This is a genomic window from Pseudomonas fluorescens, from assembly GCF_900636825.1.
GTDB classification, from domain to species: Bacteria; Pseudomonadota; Gammaproteobacteria; order Pseudomonadales; family Pseudomonadaceae; genus Aquipseudomonas; species Aquipseudomonas fluorescens_BG.
In genome coordinates this window covers 1628628-1644700 of sequence record NZ_LR134318.1, presented here as the reverse complement: position 1 = coordinate 1644700, position 16073 = coordinate 1628628, and the positions used below count along the sequence as shown (strand labels likewise).

Annotated in this window: 17 protein-coding genes; 6 read left to right on the top strand and 11 right to left on the bottom strand. The window is 59.3% G+C overall.

What is annotated here, in order from left to right; all coding sequences use genetic code 11:
* Positions 1-19: 19 nt before the first annotated feature.
* The 4 genes from flgH to EL257_RS07515 all read right to left on the bottom strand — a co-directional run bounded on the left by flgH (position 20) and on the right by EL257_RS07515 (position 4183).
* The gene (flgH, locus tag EL257_RS07530; RefSeq protein ID WP_126361196.1) at positions 20-715 is read right to left on the bottom strand and encodes a flagellar basal body L-ring protein FlgH; all 696 of its coding nucleotides are present in this window, start codon (positions 713-715) and stop codon (positions 20-22) included.
* 52 nt (positions 716-767) lie between these two features.
* Positions 768-1553 carry a flagellar basal-body rod protein FlgG gene (gene flgG / locus EL257_RS07525; RefSeq protein ID WP_003222804.1) on the bottom strand — a complete coding sequence of 262 codons (786 nt, stop codon included), beginning with the start codon at positions 1551-1553 and terminating at the stop codon, positions 768-770.
* A 45-nt stretch (positions 1554-1598) separates the two neighbouring features.
* Complete coding sequence (locus EL257_RS07520; RefSeq protein ID WP_064390829.1) at positions 1599-2339, bottom strand: flagellar basal body rod protein FlgF; 741 nt, start codon at positions 2337-2339, stop codon at positions 1599-1601.
* A 281-nt stretch (positions 2340-2620) separates the two neighbouring features.
* Positions 2621-4183, bottom strand: a complete 1563-nt coding sequence (locus EL257_RS07515) for a sigma-54-dependent transcriptional regulator (protein WP_126361194.1) — start codon at positions 4181-4183, stop codon at positions 2621-2623.
* Between the two features lie 354 nt (positions 4184-4537).
* On the opposite strand from EL257_RS07515, the gene phhA reads away from it, so the two are divergent.
* The 6 genes from phhA to EL257_RS07485 all read left to right on the top strand — a co-directional run bounded on the left by phhA (position 4538) and on the right by EL257_RS07485 (position 8959).
* Positions 4538-5329 carry a phenylalanine 4-monooxygenase gene (gene phhA, locus EL257_RS07510; protein WP_126361192.1) on the top strand — a complete coding sequence of 264 codons (792 nt, stop codon included), beginning with the start codon at positions 4538-4540 and terminating at the stop codon, positions 5327-5329.
* Positions 5330-5437: 108 nt separating this feature from the next.
* The gene (locus EL257_RS07505) at positions 5438-5794 is read left to right on the top strand and encodes a 4a-hydroxytetrahydrobiopterin dehydratase (RefSeq protein ID WP_016771115.1); all 357 of its coding nucleotides are present in this window, start codon (positions 5438-5440) and stop codon (positions 5792-5794) included.
* Positions 5794-6987: an amino acid aminotransferase gene (locus EL257_RS07500; protein WP_126361190.1), complete on the top strand. Its 1194-nt coding sequence runs from the start codon at positions 5794-5796 to the stop codon at positions 6985-6987. The genes EL257_RS07505 and EL257_RS07500 overlap by 1 nt, the downstream gene beginning before the upstream one ends.
* 283 nt (positions 6988-7270) lie before the next feature.
* A complete protein-coding gene (locus tag EL257_RS28195) occupies positions 7271-7402 on the top strand; it encodes a hypothetical protein (protein WP_256573958.1) in 132 nt (43 codons plus the stop codon).
* 71 nt (positions 7403-7473) lie between these two features.
* Positions 7474-7656: a hypothetical protein gene (locus tag EL257_RS07490; RefSeq protein WP_126361188.1), complete on the top strand. Its 183-nt coding sequence runs from the start codon at positions 7474-7476 to the stop codon at positions 7654-7656.
* A 103-nt stretch (positions 7657-7759) separates the two neighbouring features.
* Entirely contained in the window at positions 7760-8959 is a 1200-nt protein-coding gene (locus tag EL257_RS07485) for an MFS transporter (RefSeq protein WP_126361186.1), read from the top strand.
* Here the strand turns inward: EL257_RS07485 and arfB are convergent.
* The 7 genes from arfB to EL257_RS07450 form a co-directional block, all read right to left on the bottom strand.
* Positions 8956-9369: an alternative ribosome rescue aminoacyl-tRNA hydrolase ArfB gene (gene arfB / locus EL257_RS07480; RefSeq protein WP_126361184.1), complete on the bottom strand. Its 414-nt coding sequence runs from the start codon at positions 9367-9369 to the stop codon at positions 8956-8958. The genes EL257_RS07485 and arfB overlap by 4 nt on opposite strands.
* A gap of 179 nt (positions 9370-9548) precedes the next feature.
* Positions 9549-10961: an amino acid permease gene (locus EL257_RS07475; RefSeq protein WP_126361183.1), complete on the bottom strand. Its 1413-nt coding sequence runs from the start codon at positions 10959-10961 to the stop codon at positions 9549-9551.
* A 981-nt stretch (positions 10962-11942) separates the two neighbouring features.
* Entirely contained in the window at positions 11943-13163 is a 1221-nt protein-coding gene (gene rluB, locus EL257_RS07470) for a 23S rRNA pseudouridine(2605) synthase RluB (protein WP_126361181.1), read from the bottom strand.
* A gap of 154 nt (positions 13164-13317) precedes the next feature.
* Positions 13318-13509 (bottom strand): DUF1289 domain-containing protein, encoded by a 192-nt coding sequence (locus EL257_RS07465; protein WP_016771121.1) that lies wholly within the window; start codon positions 13507-13509, stop codon positions 13318-13320.
* A gap of 104 nt (positions 13510-13613) precedes the next feature.
* Positions 13614-14609, bottom strand: coding sequence for an SMC-Scp complex subunit ScpB (gene scpB / locus EL257_RS07460; RefSeq protein ID WP_126361179.1), 996 nt, complete (start codon positions 14607-14609; stop codon positions 13614-13616).
* A gap of 11 nt (positions 14610-14620) precedes the next feature.
* Positions 14621-15319 (bottom strand): segregation and condensation protein A, encoded by a 699-nt coding sequence (locus EL257_RS07455; protein ID WP_172604541.1) that lies wholly within the window; start codon positions 15317-15319, stop codon positions 14621-14623.
* 123 nt (positions 15320-15442) lie between these two features.
* On the bottom strand, positions 15443-16072 hold the full coding sequence (locus tag EL257_RS07450) for an L-threonylcarbamoyladenylate synthase (protein WP_126361175.1): 630 nt from the start codon (positions 16070-16072) through the stop codon (positions 15443-15445).
* Position 16073 lies beyond the last annotated feature (1 nt).

The following is a 16073-nucleotide window of genomic DNA, read 5'->3' as shown; positions in this document are numbered from 1 at the left end:
TCAGATTCAACGTAGCCACCTAGAAAGGGAACAGCGGGCTGAGGAAGAAACGGTCGAACCAGCCTGGCTGACTCGTATCGGCAAACGCGCCGGTACCCGAATAGGTGATGCGGGCATCGGCGACGCGGGTCGACGACACGGTGTTGTCAGTGGCGATGTCATCGGCGCGGACCATGCCGGCGATGCGCACCAGTTCGTCACCGGTGTTGAGCGTCAGCCATTTCTCGCCACGCACGGCGATGATGCCGTTGGGCAGCACGTCAGCCACGGTCACGGTGATCGAACCGGTCAGGCTGTTGCTCTGGCCGGACTTCGCGTCACCCTTGGTCGAGCGGTCGGCGCTGTAGCCGGCGTTCAGGCTCAAGTCACCGCTACCAATCGGATTGTTGGTGGTCAGGCTGGAACCGAACAACGATGTCAGACCGATCGAGTTGTCGCTGTTCTTGTCCATCTGCGAGTTGGCGTTCTTGCTCGCCTGGGTGCGCTCGTTCAGGGTGATGGTGATGATGTCACCGACCCGGAATGCCTTGCGGTCGCTGTACAGGTTCTGCTCGAAGCCCGCCTGATAGATGGAGCCATTGTTGGCCGCTGCCGGCAACGGTGTGCGCGGCAACACCGGAGCGTAGTAAGGGTCATTGGGCTTTGGCGTCGGTGCGACACAGCCCGCGAGCGAGACGACCCCACCCAATGCCAGAACAGATACGAAGCGTTTCATGACCCTACCTCACGGTGTTGCAGGCAGCCGCATGGCTGCCACATAGACTTGATTACAGATTCTGCGTTACGAACGAGAGCATCTGGTCGGCGGTCGAGATCACTTTGGAGTTCATCTCGTAAGCGCGTTGAGTGGTGATCATGTTGACCATCTCTTCAACAGTGCTGACGTTGGAACCTTCCAGGGTGTTCTGCAGCGTGGTGCCGAAACCGTTCAGGCCTGGGGTGCCGATTTGCGGCGCGCCGGAAGCAGCGGTTTCCAGGAACAGGTTGTTGCCCACCGCTTGCAGACCGGCCGGGTTGATGAAGTCGGCGGTCTGCAGGTTGCCGATCACTTGTGCGGCCGGGTTGCCCGGAACGGTGATGGACACAGTGCCGTCAGTGCCAACGGTGAAGCTCTGCGCATTGTTCGGAATGACGATCGCAGGCTCCAGCGCGAAACCGCTGGCGTTGACGATCTGGCCATTGGAATCGAGGTGGAAAGTGCCGTCACGGGTGTAGGACGTGGTGCCGTCCGGCTGCAGGATCTGGAAGAAACCGCGACCGTCGATGGCCATGTCCAGCGGCTGCTCGGTGGTTTGCAGGCTGCCGGCGGTGAAGTTTTTCTGCGTGCCGACGATGCGCACACCGGTACCCAGCTGCAGACCCGACGGCAGTTCGCTGTCCTGAGTCGACTGGGCGCCAGGCTGACGCTTGATCTGATACAGCAGGTCCTGGAACTCGGCACGGTCACGTTTGAAACCCGTGGTCGACACGTTCGCCAGGTTGTTGGAAATGGTGGTCAGGTTGGTGTCCTGGGCGGACAGACCGGTTTTGGCAACCCATAGAGCCGGAAGCATTCGATTCTCCTCGTGCGCCTGTTTTACGGCGCGACGTTCTGATAATTAGCTGATCTGCAAGACCCGAGCCATGGCCTGGTCATCATCTTTGGCGGTGTTCATCATTTTGATGTGCAGCTCGAACTGCTTGGCCAAGGCCAGTACCGAAGTCATTTCTTCGACGGCATTGACGTTGCTCGACTCAAGGAATCCCGACACCAGTTTGACGTTGGCATCGGCTGGCGCAGGCTGGCCGTCCTTGGTGTAAATCGAGCCGTCGAGGCCTTTGTTCATGTTCTTGATGTCCGGGTTGACCAGCTTGATGCGGTCGACTTCGGCCATGACGCGCGGGCCTTCGCCCATCGCCCGAATGCTGATGGTGCCGTCTTCGCCGACTTCGACCTGCTGCTCAGGCGGCACGGCAATCGGACCGCCATTACCCATCACGGCCATGCCGTTGCCGGCGCGCAATACGCCGAGGGCGTCGATGTTGAGGCTGCCGGTGCGCACGTAGCTTTCGCCACCGTTGGGGTTCTGCACGGCGATGAAGCCGTTGCCGGTCACGGCAACGTCCAGGTCACGCCCGGTTTCCACCAGCGAGCCTGGCGAGAAGTCAGTGGCCGGACGTTCACTCATGGCAAACGCACGCGCCGGAAAGCTGTCACCAAACACCGGCATCGAACGGGCCTGTTCCAGGTCCTTCTGAAAACCGTTGGTGGAGATGTTCGCCAGGTTGTTCGCATGAGCCTTTTGCGCCAGCGCGTTCTGGCTGGCGCCGGTCATTGCCACATAAAGGTACTTGTCCACACTCTTTCCTCTGCATGCCGGACGTTTGCCGCCCACCGCTGTACTGCTGAGCCATAAGCAATTTGCAGACCAACTTTTTTCTGGCAGCCAAAGGCCCATGAAACAAAGGACTTGAGGGATAGCGAGGGGAAATTTGCAATGTATCGAAGACGAAAAACCGGCGGTGTCATGCCGCTTGGCGGCAAAAGATCAAAAGATCAAAAGATCGCAGCGTGCCGCAGCTCCTACATCGGAAATGGGGTAATCCTGTAGGAGCTGCCGAAGGCTGCGATCCTTTGATCTTAAGCTTCGAGGTCTTTGCCGACCTCGTATTCGCGCAATTTGTTGGCAATGGTCGTGTGCGAAACGCCAAGCCGCTTGCCCAATTGCCGACTGCTCGGGTGTTCGGAATACAGACGCTCCAGTACCGCTTTCTCGAAACGCCCGACGATCTCGTCCAGCCCGCCTTCCAGCGAAAAATCGCCAAGCGGCTGACGCACGCCGTAGTCCGGCAGGCGAATGTGTTCCGCCTTCACCGTGCCGCCGTCGCACAGCGACACCGCCTGAAACAGCACGTTTTCCAGTTGCCGCACGTTGCCGGGCCAGTGGTAATGACTGAGCCGATCCATCGCCGCCGGCGCCAGTTTGGGCAACGCGCAACCGATCTGCCGACTGGCCTGATCGAGGAAGTGCTCGACCAATGGCGTCAACCCGTCGAGGCATTCGCGCAGCGGCGGAATGTGCAGCGACAGCACGTTCAAGCGGTGATACAAATCCTGGCGAAACTCGCCGCGCGCGCACAGCTCGGACAGATCCACCTGAGTCGCGCAGATCACCCGCACATCGAGATAAACCTCTTCATCACTACCGACTCGCCGGAAGCAACCGTCCTGCAGAAAGCGCAGCAATTTCACCTGCAAACGCGGGCTCATCTCTCCAACACCGTCGAGGAACAATGTGCCGCCCGCCGTCAACTCGAGCAACCCGAGCTTGCCTTCGGCGCGTGCGCCCTCGAAGGCGCCGGGGCCGTAGCCGAACAATTCAGTCTCGGCCATAGACTCAGGCAATCCCGCGCAATTGAGCGCCATCAACGGCGATTGGCCGCGCGGACTGGCGAGGTGACAGGCACGCGCGAGCAACTCCTTGCCGGTGCCGGTTTCGCCTTCTATTAATAGTGGCGCATCGAGCGGCGCCATTCGGCGGGCCTCACGCACAACGGCCGCCATGACCTTGGAACTCTGGAAGATGCTGTCGAAGCCGCGCAGCTCTTGCTTGCGCACGTTGTAGATACGCTCGCCGACCCGGTCGGCGCGGTGCAAGGTCAGCACGGCGCCGGCCATGGCTTCACTGTCGTCGTGTTCCGATTGCAACGGCGCGATGTCGGCGAGAAAGATGTCACCCTTGACCTTCACCCGCATGCCGTTGATCCGCGACTTGTTGGCGCGCACCAGCTCCGGCAGATCAAAATCCTCGGCGTAACGCGACAAGGGAATACCCGGCACTTCATCGACCCGCACGCCGAGCAACTGGGCGGCTGCGCGGTTGGCCGCAACGATCGAACCGCCCATGTCGATCGACAACACCGGAAACTCCAGGGCACCGAGCAAGGCATTCAACTCCATGTGCCGACGTTCGCTCGGCATCAGCCCTACCCGCTTGACGCCAAACACCCCAGCAATCGCCTCGAACTTGGGGCGCAATGCCTGGAACTGAATGTTGATCAGGTTCGGGCAGTGCAGGTAGATCGCATTGCCATGCTCGCCACCGACTTCACCACGGGCGACGTTGATCCCGTATTCCACCAGCAGATTGAGGATGTCGCGCAGGATGCCGATGCGGTTTTGGCAATGGACTTTGATTCGCATAGGTAAGGATCCGGATGAACGAAGACAAAACCCTGTAGGAGTGAGCCTGCTCGCGATAGCGGTCGTGACTCACCGCTATCGCGAGCAGGCTCACTCCTACAGGGGAACGACGCCGGCATTTCTGTCGAGGCGCGCAGATAGTTGTCAAGATTATGTGACAGTAGCCAAGCTTTTCAAACCTGCATATCCGCGTAAACGCGAGTAATCGGCGAAAGCGTAACGATTATTTTACGAAAACCGCAGAATTTTCCTACGCAGGTGATTTTCAACCTGATGCGCACCGCCCCGCTCTCCGGTATTTCTAAACCCATCGCTGGACATAACAAGAACGAATTCCCCTAGCAGGAGAGCAGCATGAAGCAGACGCAATACGTGGCCCGCGAGCCCGATGCGCAAGGTTTTATCGATTACCCCGCCGAAGAACATGCGGTGTGGAACACGCTGATCACGCGCCAGTTGAAAGTGATCGAAGGGCGTGCCTGCCAGGAATATCTGGACGGTATCGAAAAACTCGGTCTGCCCCACGACCGCATTCCGCAATTGGGCGAGATCAACAAAGTGCTCGGCGAGACCACCGGTTGGCAGGTCGCTCGCGTACCGGCGCTGATTCCTTTCCAGACCTTTTTTGAATTGCTCGCCAGTAAACAGTTTCCGGTGGCGACGTTTATCCGCACCCGCGAAGAACTGGATTACCTGCAAGAGCCGGATATTTTCCACGAGATCTTTGGTCACTGTCCGCTGTTGACCAATCCGTGGTTCGCCGAATTCACGCACACCTACGGCAAACTCGGTCTGCAGGCGAGCAAGGAAGAGCGCGTGTATCTGGCGCGCCTGTACTGGATGACCATCGAGTTCGGTCTGGTCGATACCCCACAAGGCAAGCGCATCTACGGCGGCGGCATTCTGTCTTCGCCAAAAGAGACTGTTTACTCGCTGTCGGACGAGCCGGAGCACCAGGTTTTTGATCCGCTCGAAGCGATGCGCACGCCTTACCGCATCGACATTCTGCAACCGCTGTACTTTGTCCTGCCCAACCTCAAGCGCCTGTTCGATGTCGCCCATGAAGACATCATGGCCATGGTTCGCCAAGGCATGCAGCTGGGTCTGCACGCGCCGAAATTTCCGCCAAAACCCAAAGCCGCCTGAACCGCGACTTTTGCTGACAATTGCGCCTGTCAGTTGCCGTCACTTTGCTTTAGCGTGACGGCAAATACGCTTTAATAAAAAAAACACACTCGATTTCAGGAATAAACCATGTCGACTTTGAACCAAGCCCACTGCGAAGCCTGCCGCGCCGATGCGCCACAAGTCAGCGATGAAGAACTGCCGATCCTGATCAAGCAGATCCCCGACTGGAACATCGAAGTACGCGACGGCATCATGCAGCTGGAAAAGGTTTTCCTGTTCAAGAACTTCAAGCACGCGTTGGCCTTCACCAACGCGGTCGGCGAGATCTCCGAGGCTGAAGGTCATCATCCGGGCCTGCTCACCGAGTGGGGCAAAGTCACCGTGACCTGGTGGAGCCATTCGATCAAAGGTCTGCATCGCAACGACTTCATCATGGCCGCGCGCACGGACGAAGTGGCGAAGACTGCAGAAGGACGCAAGTAATGCACTTCGACGCCATCGGCCGGGTACCCGGCGATCCGATCCTCGGCTTGATGGAGGCGTATGCGCAGGACAGCAACCCGCGCAAATTCGACCTCGGCGTTGGCGTCTACAAGGATGCCCAAGGCCTGACGCCGATCCCTGAAGCAGTGAAAATCGCCGAAGCGCGTCTGGTCGAAAGTCAGGACACCAAGACCTACATCGGCGGCCACGGCAATCCACTGTTCGGCAAAGTCATCAACGAGCTTGTGCTCGGTGCCGACTCGGCGCTGATTACCGAACAACGTGCCGGCGCCACCCAAACACCGGGCGGCACGGGCGCATTGCGTCTGGCCGCCGACTTCATCGCGCAATGCCTGCCGGGCAAAGGCGTGTGGCTGAGCAACCCGACCTGGCCGATCCACGAAACCATTTTCGCCGCTGCCAAGGTCAAGGTCAGTCATTACCCTTATGTAGGCAGCGACAACCGCCTCGACGTCGATGCAATGCTCGCCGTACTCAAGGAAGTGCCCAAAGGTGATGTGGTGCTGTTGCACGCGTGCTGCCACAACCCGACCGGTTTCGACCTCAGCCACGACGACTGGCAGCGCGTCCTTGAGGTCGTGCGCAGCCGCGACCTGCTGCCGCTGATCGACTTCGCTTATCAGGGGTTCGGAGATGGGCTGGAGCAGGATGCGTGGTCGACTCGTTTGTTCGCCGCGCAAGTGCCAGAGCTGCTGATCACCAGTTCGTGTTCGAAGAACTTCGGCCTGTACCGCGACCGCACGGGTGCGCTGATTGTTTGCGCAAACAGCGCCGACAAGCTCATCGATATCCGCAGCCAGTTGGCCAACATCGCCCGTAACCTGTGGTCGACGCCACCGGATCATGGCGCTGCGGTGGTCGCAACGATTCTGGCCGATCCCGAGCTGAAAGCCCGTTGGGCCGACGAAGTGGAAGCCATGCGTTTACGCATCGCGCAGCTACGCAGCGGCCTGGTAGAAGCGCTGGAGCCGCACGGCCTGCGCGAGCGCTTTGCGCACATTGGCGTGCAGCGCGGGATGTTTTCCTACACTGGCCTCTCGCCGGAGCAGGTGAAAAACCTTCGTGAGCGGCACAGCGTGTACATGGTCAGCTCCGGCCGGGCGAATGTCGCCGGCATCGACGCTACCCGCCTGGCCCTGTTGGCCGACGCGATCGCCGACGTCTGCAAATAACCCACTCCCCGCATTCCCCGGTAGGAGCTGCCGAAGGCTGCGATCTTTTGATCTTTGTTTTTAACATCAAGATCAAAGGATCGCAGCCTTCGGCAGCTCCTACAGGGGCGTCTTCCTTCAGACCGGCAACAAATAACCTGTGGGGGTCCCCGCCCCTGCGGCCATCTGTCGCATTAATTTGAATTAAAAGTCTGATTGTCATTTTTCCTGCTGTATCCTGCGCAGGCTTTGTAGAAGCGCGGATCTACCAGATCTATCAACAGACTTAGCGAGGAGCGCAACCATGCACGAGATTCCTAATCTCCCCTTCCCAAGCCTGCACGTACCTGAGCAGACGACCACGCAACAAGCCGGCGCCCAACAGCCCGAGCAGAAAGAAGCCGTTGAGAGCCGCCCGGCCGACAACGAAGAGTAAGACCACGTCGTACAGACCGTGTGGAAAGCGCTAACATGCGCTTTCCACACTGCCTGAACCGCGAGCCCGCCATGACCGACGAATTCTCCGAAAGCCAAGCTGCCGTACTCATAGGCACCACCGAGAAGATGATCGACATCTGGAACCGTCTCTCGCCTGAAAAACAAGCCGCTCTGCTAGAGCGTTTCGGCAGCGAAGAGAATGCCCTCGCCGCGCTCGTCACCACGCACCTGGTTGCCCCGGCAAAACCCTGAAAGCGCCGCCCGGCAAATAGTTTTACTTTTACCCGCCCGTGATCGGTTCACGTCGGTATCATGAGCAGCCTATCTAATCTGCTGCTCCCGTGGATCGTTACCCATGTCGTCCTCTATATCCGAGCCCCAGCGCCCGCTGGCGGTCACGCTGCAAGTCGTTTCCATCGTCCTCTTCACCTTCATCGGCTATCTGAATATCGGCATTCCGCTCGCGGTGCTGCCCGGTTATGTCCACAGTGAATTGGGTTTTGGTGCGGTGATCGCCGGTCTGGTGATCAGCGTGCAATACCTCGCCACCCTTCTCAGCCGCCCATATGCCGGCAAGATCATCGACAACCAGGGCAGCAAACGCGCGGTAATGATTGGCTTGGCCGGTTGTGGCTTGAGCGGTGTGTTCATGCTGATCTCAGCGTGGACGCCGACGATGCCGATGTTCAGCCTGATCAGCCTGTTGATCGGCCGGCTGGTGCTCGGCAGCGCTGAAAGTCTGGTCGGCTCCGGCTCGATTGGCTGGGGCATCGGCCGCGTCGGTGCGGTCAACACTGCCAAGGTGATTTCGTGGAACGGCATCGCCAGTTACGGCGCGCTGGCGATCGGCGCGCCGTTCGGCGTCTGGCTGGTGAGCCGGTTGGGCTTGTGGAGCATGGGCGTCAGCATCATCCTCCTCGCCTTGCTCGGTCTGGCGCTGGCATGGCCGAAAACCGCTGCGCCTGTCGTTGCCGGGGAGCGACTGCCGTTCATGCATGTGCTGGGTAAAGTCTTCCCTCATGGCTGCGGGCTGGCGCTGGGCTCGATCGGCTTCGGCACCATCGCCACCTTCATTACCCTGTATTACGCGACACAGCATTGGGATAACGCGGTGCTGTGTCTGAGCCTGTTCGGCGCCAGCTTCATTGGCGCGCGTCTGCTGTTCGGCAACCTGATCAACCGTCTCGGCGGTTTCCGCGTGGCGATTGCCTGCCTGGCGGTGGAAACCCTCGGCCTGTTGCTGCTGTGGATCGCACCAGACGCGCACTGGGCGTTGGCCGGGGCGGCGCTGAGCGGGTTCGGCTTCTCGCTGGTGTTCCCGGCGCTGGGCGTCGAAGCGGTGAATCTGGTGCCGGCGTCCAGTCGCGGCGCTGCGGTTGGCGCTTATTCGCTGTTCATTGATTTGTCACTGGGTGTCACCGGGCCACTGGCCGGCGCGATTGCGGCGGGATTCGGCTTTGCCTCGATCTTCCTGTTCGCTGCCCTCGCGGCGTTGAGCGGCTTGGGGTTGAGCGTTTATTTGTACAAACACACGGCAAAATATCGCGAGGATTAAAAATCCACTTTGCCGCGCCCGGCCTTGATGTTGCCGCGCTTGGTTTTCGACTCCAGCCGACGCTTCTTCGAACCCAGTGTCGGCTTGGTCGGGCGGCGCTTCTTTTCAACTTTGGTGGCGCTGAGAATCAGCTCGACCAACCGCTCCAGCGCATCGGCGCGATTGGCTTCCTGCGTGCGGTATTGCTGGGCCTTGATGATCAGCACGCCCTCGCTGGTGATGCGACTGTCACGCAGCGCCAACAGTCGTTCCTTGTAAAACTCAGGCAACGACGAGTTGGGTATGTCGAAGCGCAGGTGCATCGCACTGGACACCTTGTTGACGTTCTGCCCACCGGCGCCCTGGGCGCGGATGGCGGTCAATTCGATCTCGGCATCGGGCAGATGCACGTTGTTGGAAATCACCAGCATGGAAAAGCGTCCGTAATCAGAACGTGCAGGATACGCCATGAGCCCTGTAGGAGCTGCCGCAGGCTGCGATCTTTTGATCTTTTAACAAGCAAGATCAAAAGATCGCAGCCTGCGGCAGCTCCTACACAGAAACGACAAACCCGGCACTCTGGCCGGGTTTGTCGTTTCTGCTCGCGCGTTTATTTCGCGGTTGCAGGCAACGCGTGTTGGGCATCGCGCTTGTTCTTGATCACGTAGCAGATCCACATGAATGCGACCCATACCGGGATCGCATACACCGAGATCTGAATGCCCGGAATCAACAGCATCACGCCAAGAATGAACACCACAAACGCCAGGCAAACGTAGTTGCCGTACGGATACCACAGCGCCTTGAACAGCGGTGTCTGCTGCGTCTTGTTCATGTGCTGGCGGAACTTGAAGTGCGAGAAACTGATCATCGCCCAGTTGATCACCAACGTCGCAACTACCAGCGACATCAGCAGTTCAAGCGCATGCTGTGGGATCAAATAGTTGAGCAGCACCGCAACCAGCGTCACTGCCGCCGAAGCCAGAATCGAACGTACCGGCACGCCGCGCTTGTCGATCTTCGCCAGGCCTTTCGGCGCATCGCCCTGCTCGGCCATGCCCAGCAGCATGCGGCTGTTGCAGTAGGTGCCGCTGTTATAAACCGACAGCGCTGCAGTCAGTACGACAAAGTTGAGGATGTGCGCGGCGGTGTTGCTGCCGAGCATCGAGAACACTTGCACGAACGGGCTGCCACTGTAGGAATCGCCGGACGCATTGAGGGTTTGCAGCAGGCTGTCCCATGGGGTCAGCGACAGCAGAATGACCAGCGCGCCGATGTAGAAGATCAGAATGCGGTAGATCACCTGATTGATCGCTTTCGGGATCACGGTCTTCGGCTTGTCGGCTTCGGCTGCAGTGAAGCCAAGCATTTCCAGACCACCGAAAGAGAACATGATGATCGCCATGGCCATCACCAGGCCGCTGACGCCATTCGGGAAGAAACCACCGTGCGACCACAGGTTGCTCACCGAGGCTTGCGGGCCGCCGTGGCCGCTGACCAGCAGGTAGCTGCCCAGCGCGATCATGCCGACAATCGCCACGACTTTGATGATTGCAAACCAGAACTCGGCTTCACCGAAGACTTTGACATTGGCCAGATTGATCGCATTGATCAGCACGAAGAACGCCGCCGCCGATACCCAGGTCGGAATATCCGGCGCCCAATAGTGAATGTACTTGCCGACCGCCGTCAGCTCCGACATGCCCACCAGAATGTACAGAATCCAGCAGTTCCAGCCCGACAGGAAACCGGCAAAGCCGCCCCAGTATTTATGCGCAAAATGGCTGAAGGAACCGGCCACCGGCTCTTCGACGATCATTTCGCCGAGTTGGCGCATGATCATGAAGGCGATGAAGCCGCAAATGGCGTAGCCGAGGATCATCGACGGACCGGCGGATTTCAGCACCCCGGCAGAACCGAGGAACAATCCGGTACCGATCGCGCCACCGAGGGCGATCAGTTGAATATGGCGATTTTTCAGGCCGCGTTTCAGCTCGCCTGAATGCGAGGGTTGTCCACTCATGAAAAAGGTCTCACGCAAGGTTTGATGATGTTCAGTAGACGTTGCTGCAAGGTTGCGATTTCAGGCAGCCCCGATCAAACCCCAGCGCAGGCACCAGGAGTTCAGCTTTTTTACAACGGTCATGCGTCACCTGTTTGTTTTTATCTGTGACGAAATCGAACCCGAAACGCTTGTGGCGTCACGGAGTGAACAAGGCGGATAGCCTTGAGATTCGCGATTACGCAGAGGGTCACAGTTAAAACGCGGCGCATTGTACACCGCTAACCCCCTGCTGCCAGACCTCGCTGGATCAGCGTGTCGGTTGCCGGGATTGCGCGGGGCCGCCCCGAGCGACTCGAGCGGCTGCAAAAATTGAGTCAGGCCTTTGCGGGCCATCGACGTGGACGAGGAAAAAACCGTCCCACGGAGAGAAGTGGAAATCAGTCGCGGCGTTCATTGCGCCTCCTTCTTGTTATTCACCTGCACGACAGGCGTGGAACGCATCTCACCCTTCAATCACCTTTGAAACAAGCGGGCCAGAGCCTTTCGCGGGCTATGGGAATCAAGATCGCGGAAGGTTTTCCTTACGCGCTCGCTGATGCCGGCGATTCATGGGATTCCAAGGCGGTTTTCGTAAATTTTTCTTTACGGCGCGTAACGCATTATTTCCAAATCAGTATTTTCCGTAGGACCTCTGCAAATTGACGCTAGCAAGTGTGCTAAGAAAATTCGCCGATAGTTTTTTGTTTTCAAATAATAAAATTGACGGCAGCTTTGTCTCCTAAATGCGTACTAGCCTCCTGTAGGAGCTGACGAGTGAAACGAGGCTGCGATCTTTTGATGTTGTTTTTGAGATGCAAAGATCGCAGCCTCGTTTCACTCGTCAGCTCCTACAGGGCGAGTGGATGCCGTGCCGGACAGCCAGACAAAAAAAAAACGCCAACCCTGAGGTTGGCGTTTCTGCTCTAGCTTGCAGCTTGCAGCTTACAACTCACCGCTGCCTCACTCCGGCTTCTTGCGGCCGAAACCCGGACGCTGACCGGCACCGGCCGGTGCACCGCGACGCTTGCCCGACGGCTTGTCACCGTCAACCAGTTTGATCCCTGGACGCTTCGGCGCTGGTTTGGCCGGGCGCTTGTTGGTGGTGTCGGCCGGGCGATCCGCTACCGGCGTACCGCGACCGGCAGGAGCGCCACGTTCGCCACGCTCAGTACGGCCATTGGCTGGACGAGGAGCGCGCTCGCCGTCACGAGCCACCGGTTTGCGCGCCGGGCGTTCGCCTTCGATCTGCGGCTCACGGCTCGGACGTGGGGCGGTCGGTGCGCCAGCGGCGGGACGCAGGGTGCGCACACGCTCGGTCTTGCCCATCGGACGCGACGATTTACGCTGCATACGCTCGAGCTTGTCCTTGCTCTTGGCGTTCAGTTGCGGCATCGCGACCGGTGTCAGGCCGACTTCGGCACTGAGAATGTCGACTTCATACTGGCTCATTTCGCGCCAGCGACCCATCGGCAGGTCGGAGTTGAGGAACACCGGACCGAAACGCACGCGCTTCAGACGGCTGACCACCAGACCCTGGGATTCCCACAGACGACGAACCTCACGGTTACGACCTTCCATCACCACGCAGTGATACCAGTGGTTGAAGCCTTCGCCACCCGGGGCCTGCTTGATGTCGGTGAACTTGGCCGGGCCGTCTTCCAGCACGACGCCGGCCTTCAGGCGCTCGATCATTTCGTCATCGACTTCACCACGCACACGCACGGCGTACTCACGGTCCATCTCGTAGGACGGGTGCATCAGACGGTTGGCCAGTTCACCGTCGGTGGTGAACATCAGCAGACCGGTGGTATTGATGTCGAGGCGACCGATGTTGATCCAGCGGCCTTCTTTCGGACGCGGCAGTTTGTCGAACACGGTCGGACGGCCTTCCGGGTCGTCACGGGTGCAGATTTCGCCGTCGGGTTTGTTGTACATGATCACGCGGCGCACCATTTCGGCGGCTTCTTCGCGCTTGATCACCTTGCCATCGATGGTGATGGCGTCGTGCATGTCGACGCGCAGGCCGAGGGTGGCGTCTTTACCATTGACCTTGATCCGGCGTTGGCTGATCCAGGATTCCACGTCACGGCGCGAACCGACGCCGATACGGGCGAGAACCTTCTGCAGTTTTTCGCCTGCTGGGCCGATTTCCTGGTCGTCTTTCTGATTGATGTCACTCATCTGGGCACCTCCCGGTGTGGTCTGTTCAAGCGCTCTGAATTGGGCGCCTGAAGCATTGGAATCTGGGTACTTGGCCGAAGGGATCGGCGAAGGGTCGCGAATCATACGCGGATGTGCGTCTTTGCGCATCAGAGACTAGTCGATCACGACAAGGTTATTTCTTTTTCCGCCGACCGGCACCGCCGAGTTTGATCAAGCGCAGCGCGGCTTCGGCCAGCACCGTGCGTTTGTCATCCTTGTCGAGCTTTTTCCAGGCCTTGATCTCGCGCTTGCTGCGGCCACAGCCGAGGCAGATGTCGTCGGAGAATTTGCAGAGGCTGATGCACGGGTCTTTTGTCGAGCTCATTGGGTTACCTTTGGAAGATCAAAAGATCGCAGCCTTCGGCAGCTCCTACCTTGGAATGTGGCCCCTGTAGGAGCTGCCGCAGGCTGCGATCTTTTCGGCGGCCCTCAGTCTTCGAACTCGCGCCGTTCGGCTTCGATGGCTTCGGCCAGGGCGCGGGCCTCGGCTTCTTCTTCGCTTAGCTTAGGTTCGGGCGCCGGTTGCTCGAGGGCGGCGACGGCGGCCAGCAGCTTTTCGCGGGCTTCGGCGACGCCAAGAATGTCTTCTTCCGGTTCGGGTTCGGGCTCGGCTTCAAGTTCAACTTCTATAACCGCTTCAACGTCCACAAGCGGCCCGGCGATTTCGGTTTCGGTTTCAGACTCAGCCGTCGGCGCTTCCCCATCCACCGCATCGCGCAGCAAATCGTCGAAGTCGGTCTTGATCCCCTCTTCCATGCTGTCCAGTTCCAGCAGCAAGGTGTGAAAACTGGTTTCTTCCTTCTCTTCGTCGGGTTCAGCGCTGGCGTCCACAGCATCCTGCAGACTTTGCGGCACCGGCGCGTCGTCGAAATCAAGCACCGGCTCGGCTTCCATCTCGCGCAGTTCTGCCAGCGGCGGCAGGTCTTCGAGATTTTTCAGGTTGAAGTGGTCGAGAAACGCCTTGGTGGTGGCGAACATTGCCGGTTTGCCCGGCACATCGCGGTAACCGACGACGCGGATCCACTCGCGCTCCAGCAGGGTTTTGACAATGTTGCTGTTAACCGCTACGCCGCGCACATCTTCGATTTCACCGCGGGTAATCGGCTGGCGATAGGCGATCAGCGCGATGGTTTCCAGCAAGGCACGGGAGTAGCGCTGCGGACGTTCTTCCCAGAGCCGGCCAACCCACGGTGAAAACTTCTCGCGAATCTGCAAGCGATAGCCGGACGAGACTTCCTTGAGTTCAAAGGCGCGGCCCTCGCAGGACTTGCCCAGCAGCGTCAGGGCTTTCTTGAAAACCGCTGGCTCGGGGCGCTCGCCCTCTTCGAACAATTCGAAAAGGCGATCAAGGGATTGCGGCTTTCCCGAGGCCAACAGAAAGGCTTCAAGCAGGGGCGCCAGCTCGCGGGGTTCAGTCAGGTTCATGTTTGGACTCGTTATTCGGCTCGGGCTCGCACGTGGATCGCGGCGAACGGCTCATTCTGCACCAGCTCGACCAAAGATTCCTTGACCAGTTCAAGGATCGCCATAAAGGTCACCACGACCCCGAGGCGACCTTCTTCGGCGGTGAACAGCTCGACAAACGGCACGAAACCGCCGCCCTTGAGCCGTTCCAGCACATCGCTCATGCGCTCGCGGGTGGACAGTGCCTCGCGGCTGACCTGGTGGCTTTCGAACATGTCGCCACGGCGCAGCACGTCGGCCATGCACATCAGGATTTCTTCCAGCGCGACATCCGGCAGCAGCTTGCGCGCCCGCGCTTCCGGGGCGTCGAGCTTGGGCACAATCACATCGCGGCCGACCCGGCTCAAGCCGTCGATACCTTCGGCGGCAGCCTTGAAGCGTTCGTATTCCTGCAGACGGCGGATCAGTTCCGCGCGCGGGTCGTCTTCTTCGTCTTCGACGGTTTCGGCGCGCGGCAGGAGCATGCGCGATTTGATCTCGGCGAGCATCGCCGCCATTACCAGATACTCGGCGGCCAGTTCCAGGCGCACCGACTGCATCAACTCGACATAGCCCATGTACTGCCGGGTGATTTCCGCCACCGGGATGTCGAGGATGTTGATGTTCTGTTTGCGGATCAGGTAGAGCAGCAGGTCGAGCGGGCCTTCGAAGGCTTCAAGAAAGACTTCCAGCGCATCCGGCGGAATGTACAGGTCCAGCGGCATTTCCAGGACTGCCTGGCCGTAGACCATGGCGAACGGCAGCTCCTGCTGAGCGCCGGCCTGGGGATCGACGACGGGTTCCACTGCGGACATTCAGGCCTCGACCATGAATGGCGTCGGATCGCCGCAACCCACGCGCACGACCTCGGGATCATCCCCGGTCAGATCGACCACCGTGGACGCCTTGATCCCGCCGAAGCCGCCGTCAATGATCAAGTCCACTTGATGTTCGAGCAATTGACGCATTTCGTACGGATCGCTCAGCGGATCTTCATCGCCGGGCATGATCAGCGTCACGCTCATCAGCGGCTCGCCCAGCTCGGCCAACAGCGCCAAGGCAATCGGATGGCTCGGCACGCGCAGACCGATGGTGCGTTTTTTCGGATGCAGGAGCAGCCGTGGCACTTCGCGCGTGGCGTTGAGAATGAAGGTGTAAGGCCCCGGCAGGTGCGCTTTGAGGATACGAAAGGTGCCAGTGTCGATCTTCGCGTAATTGCCCAGTTGCGACAGATCGCTGCAGATCAGCGCGAAGTTATGCTTTTCATCGAGCTGACGCAGGCGACGCACACGCTCGATCGCGGTCTTGTCGCCGATCTGGCAACCGATAGCGTAGGAAGAGTCCGTGGGATAAACCACCACCCCGCCCTTGCGGATGATCTCGACCGCCTGTTTGATCAGGCGCGCTTGCGGGTTTTCCGGATGTATCTGGAAAAATTGACTCACG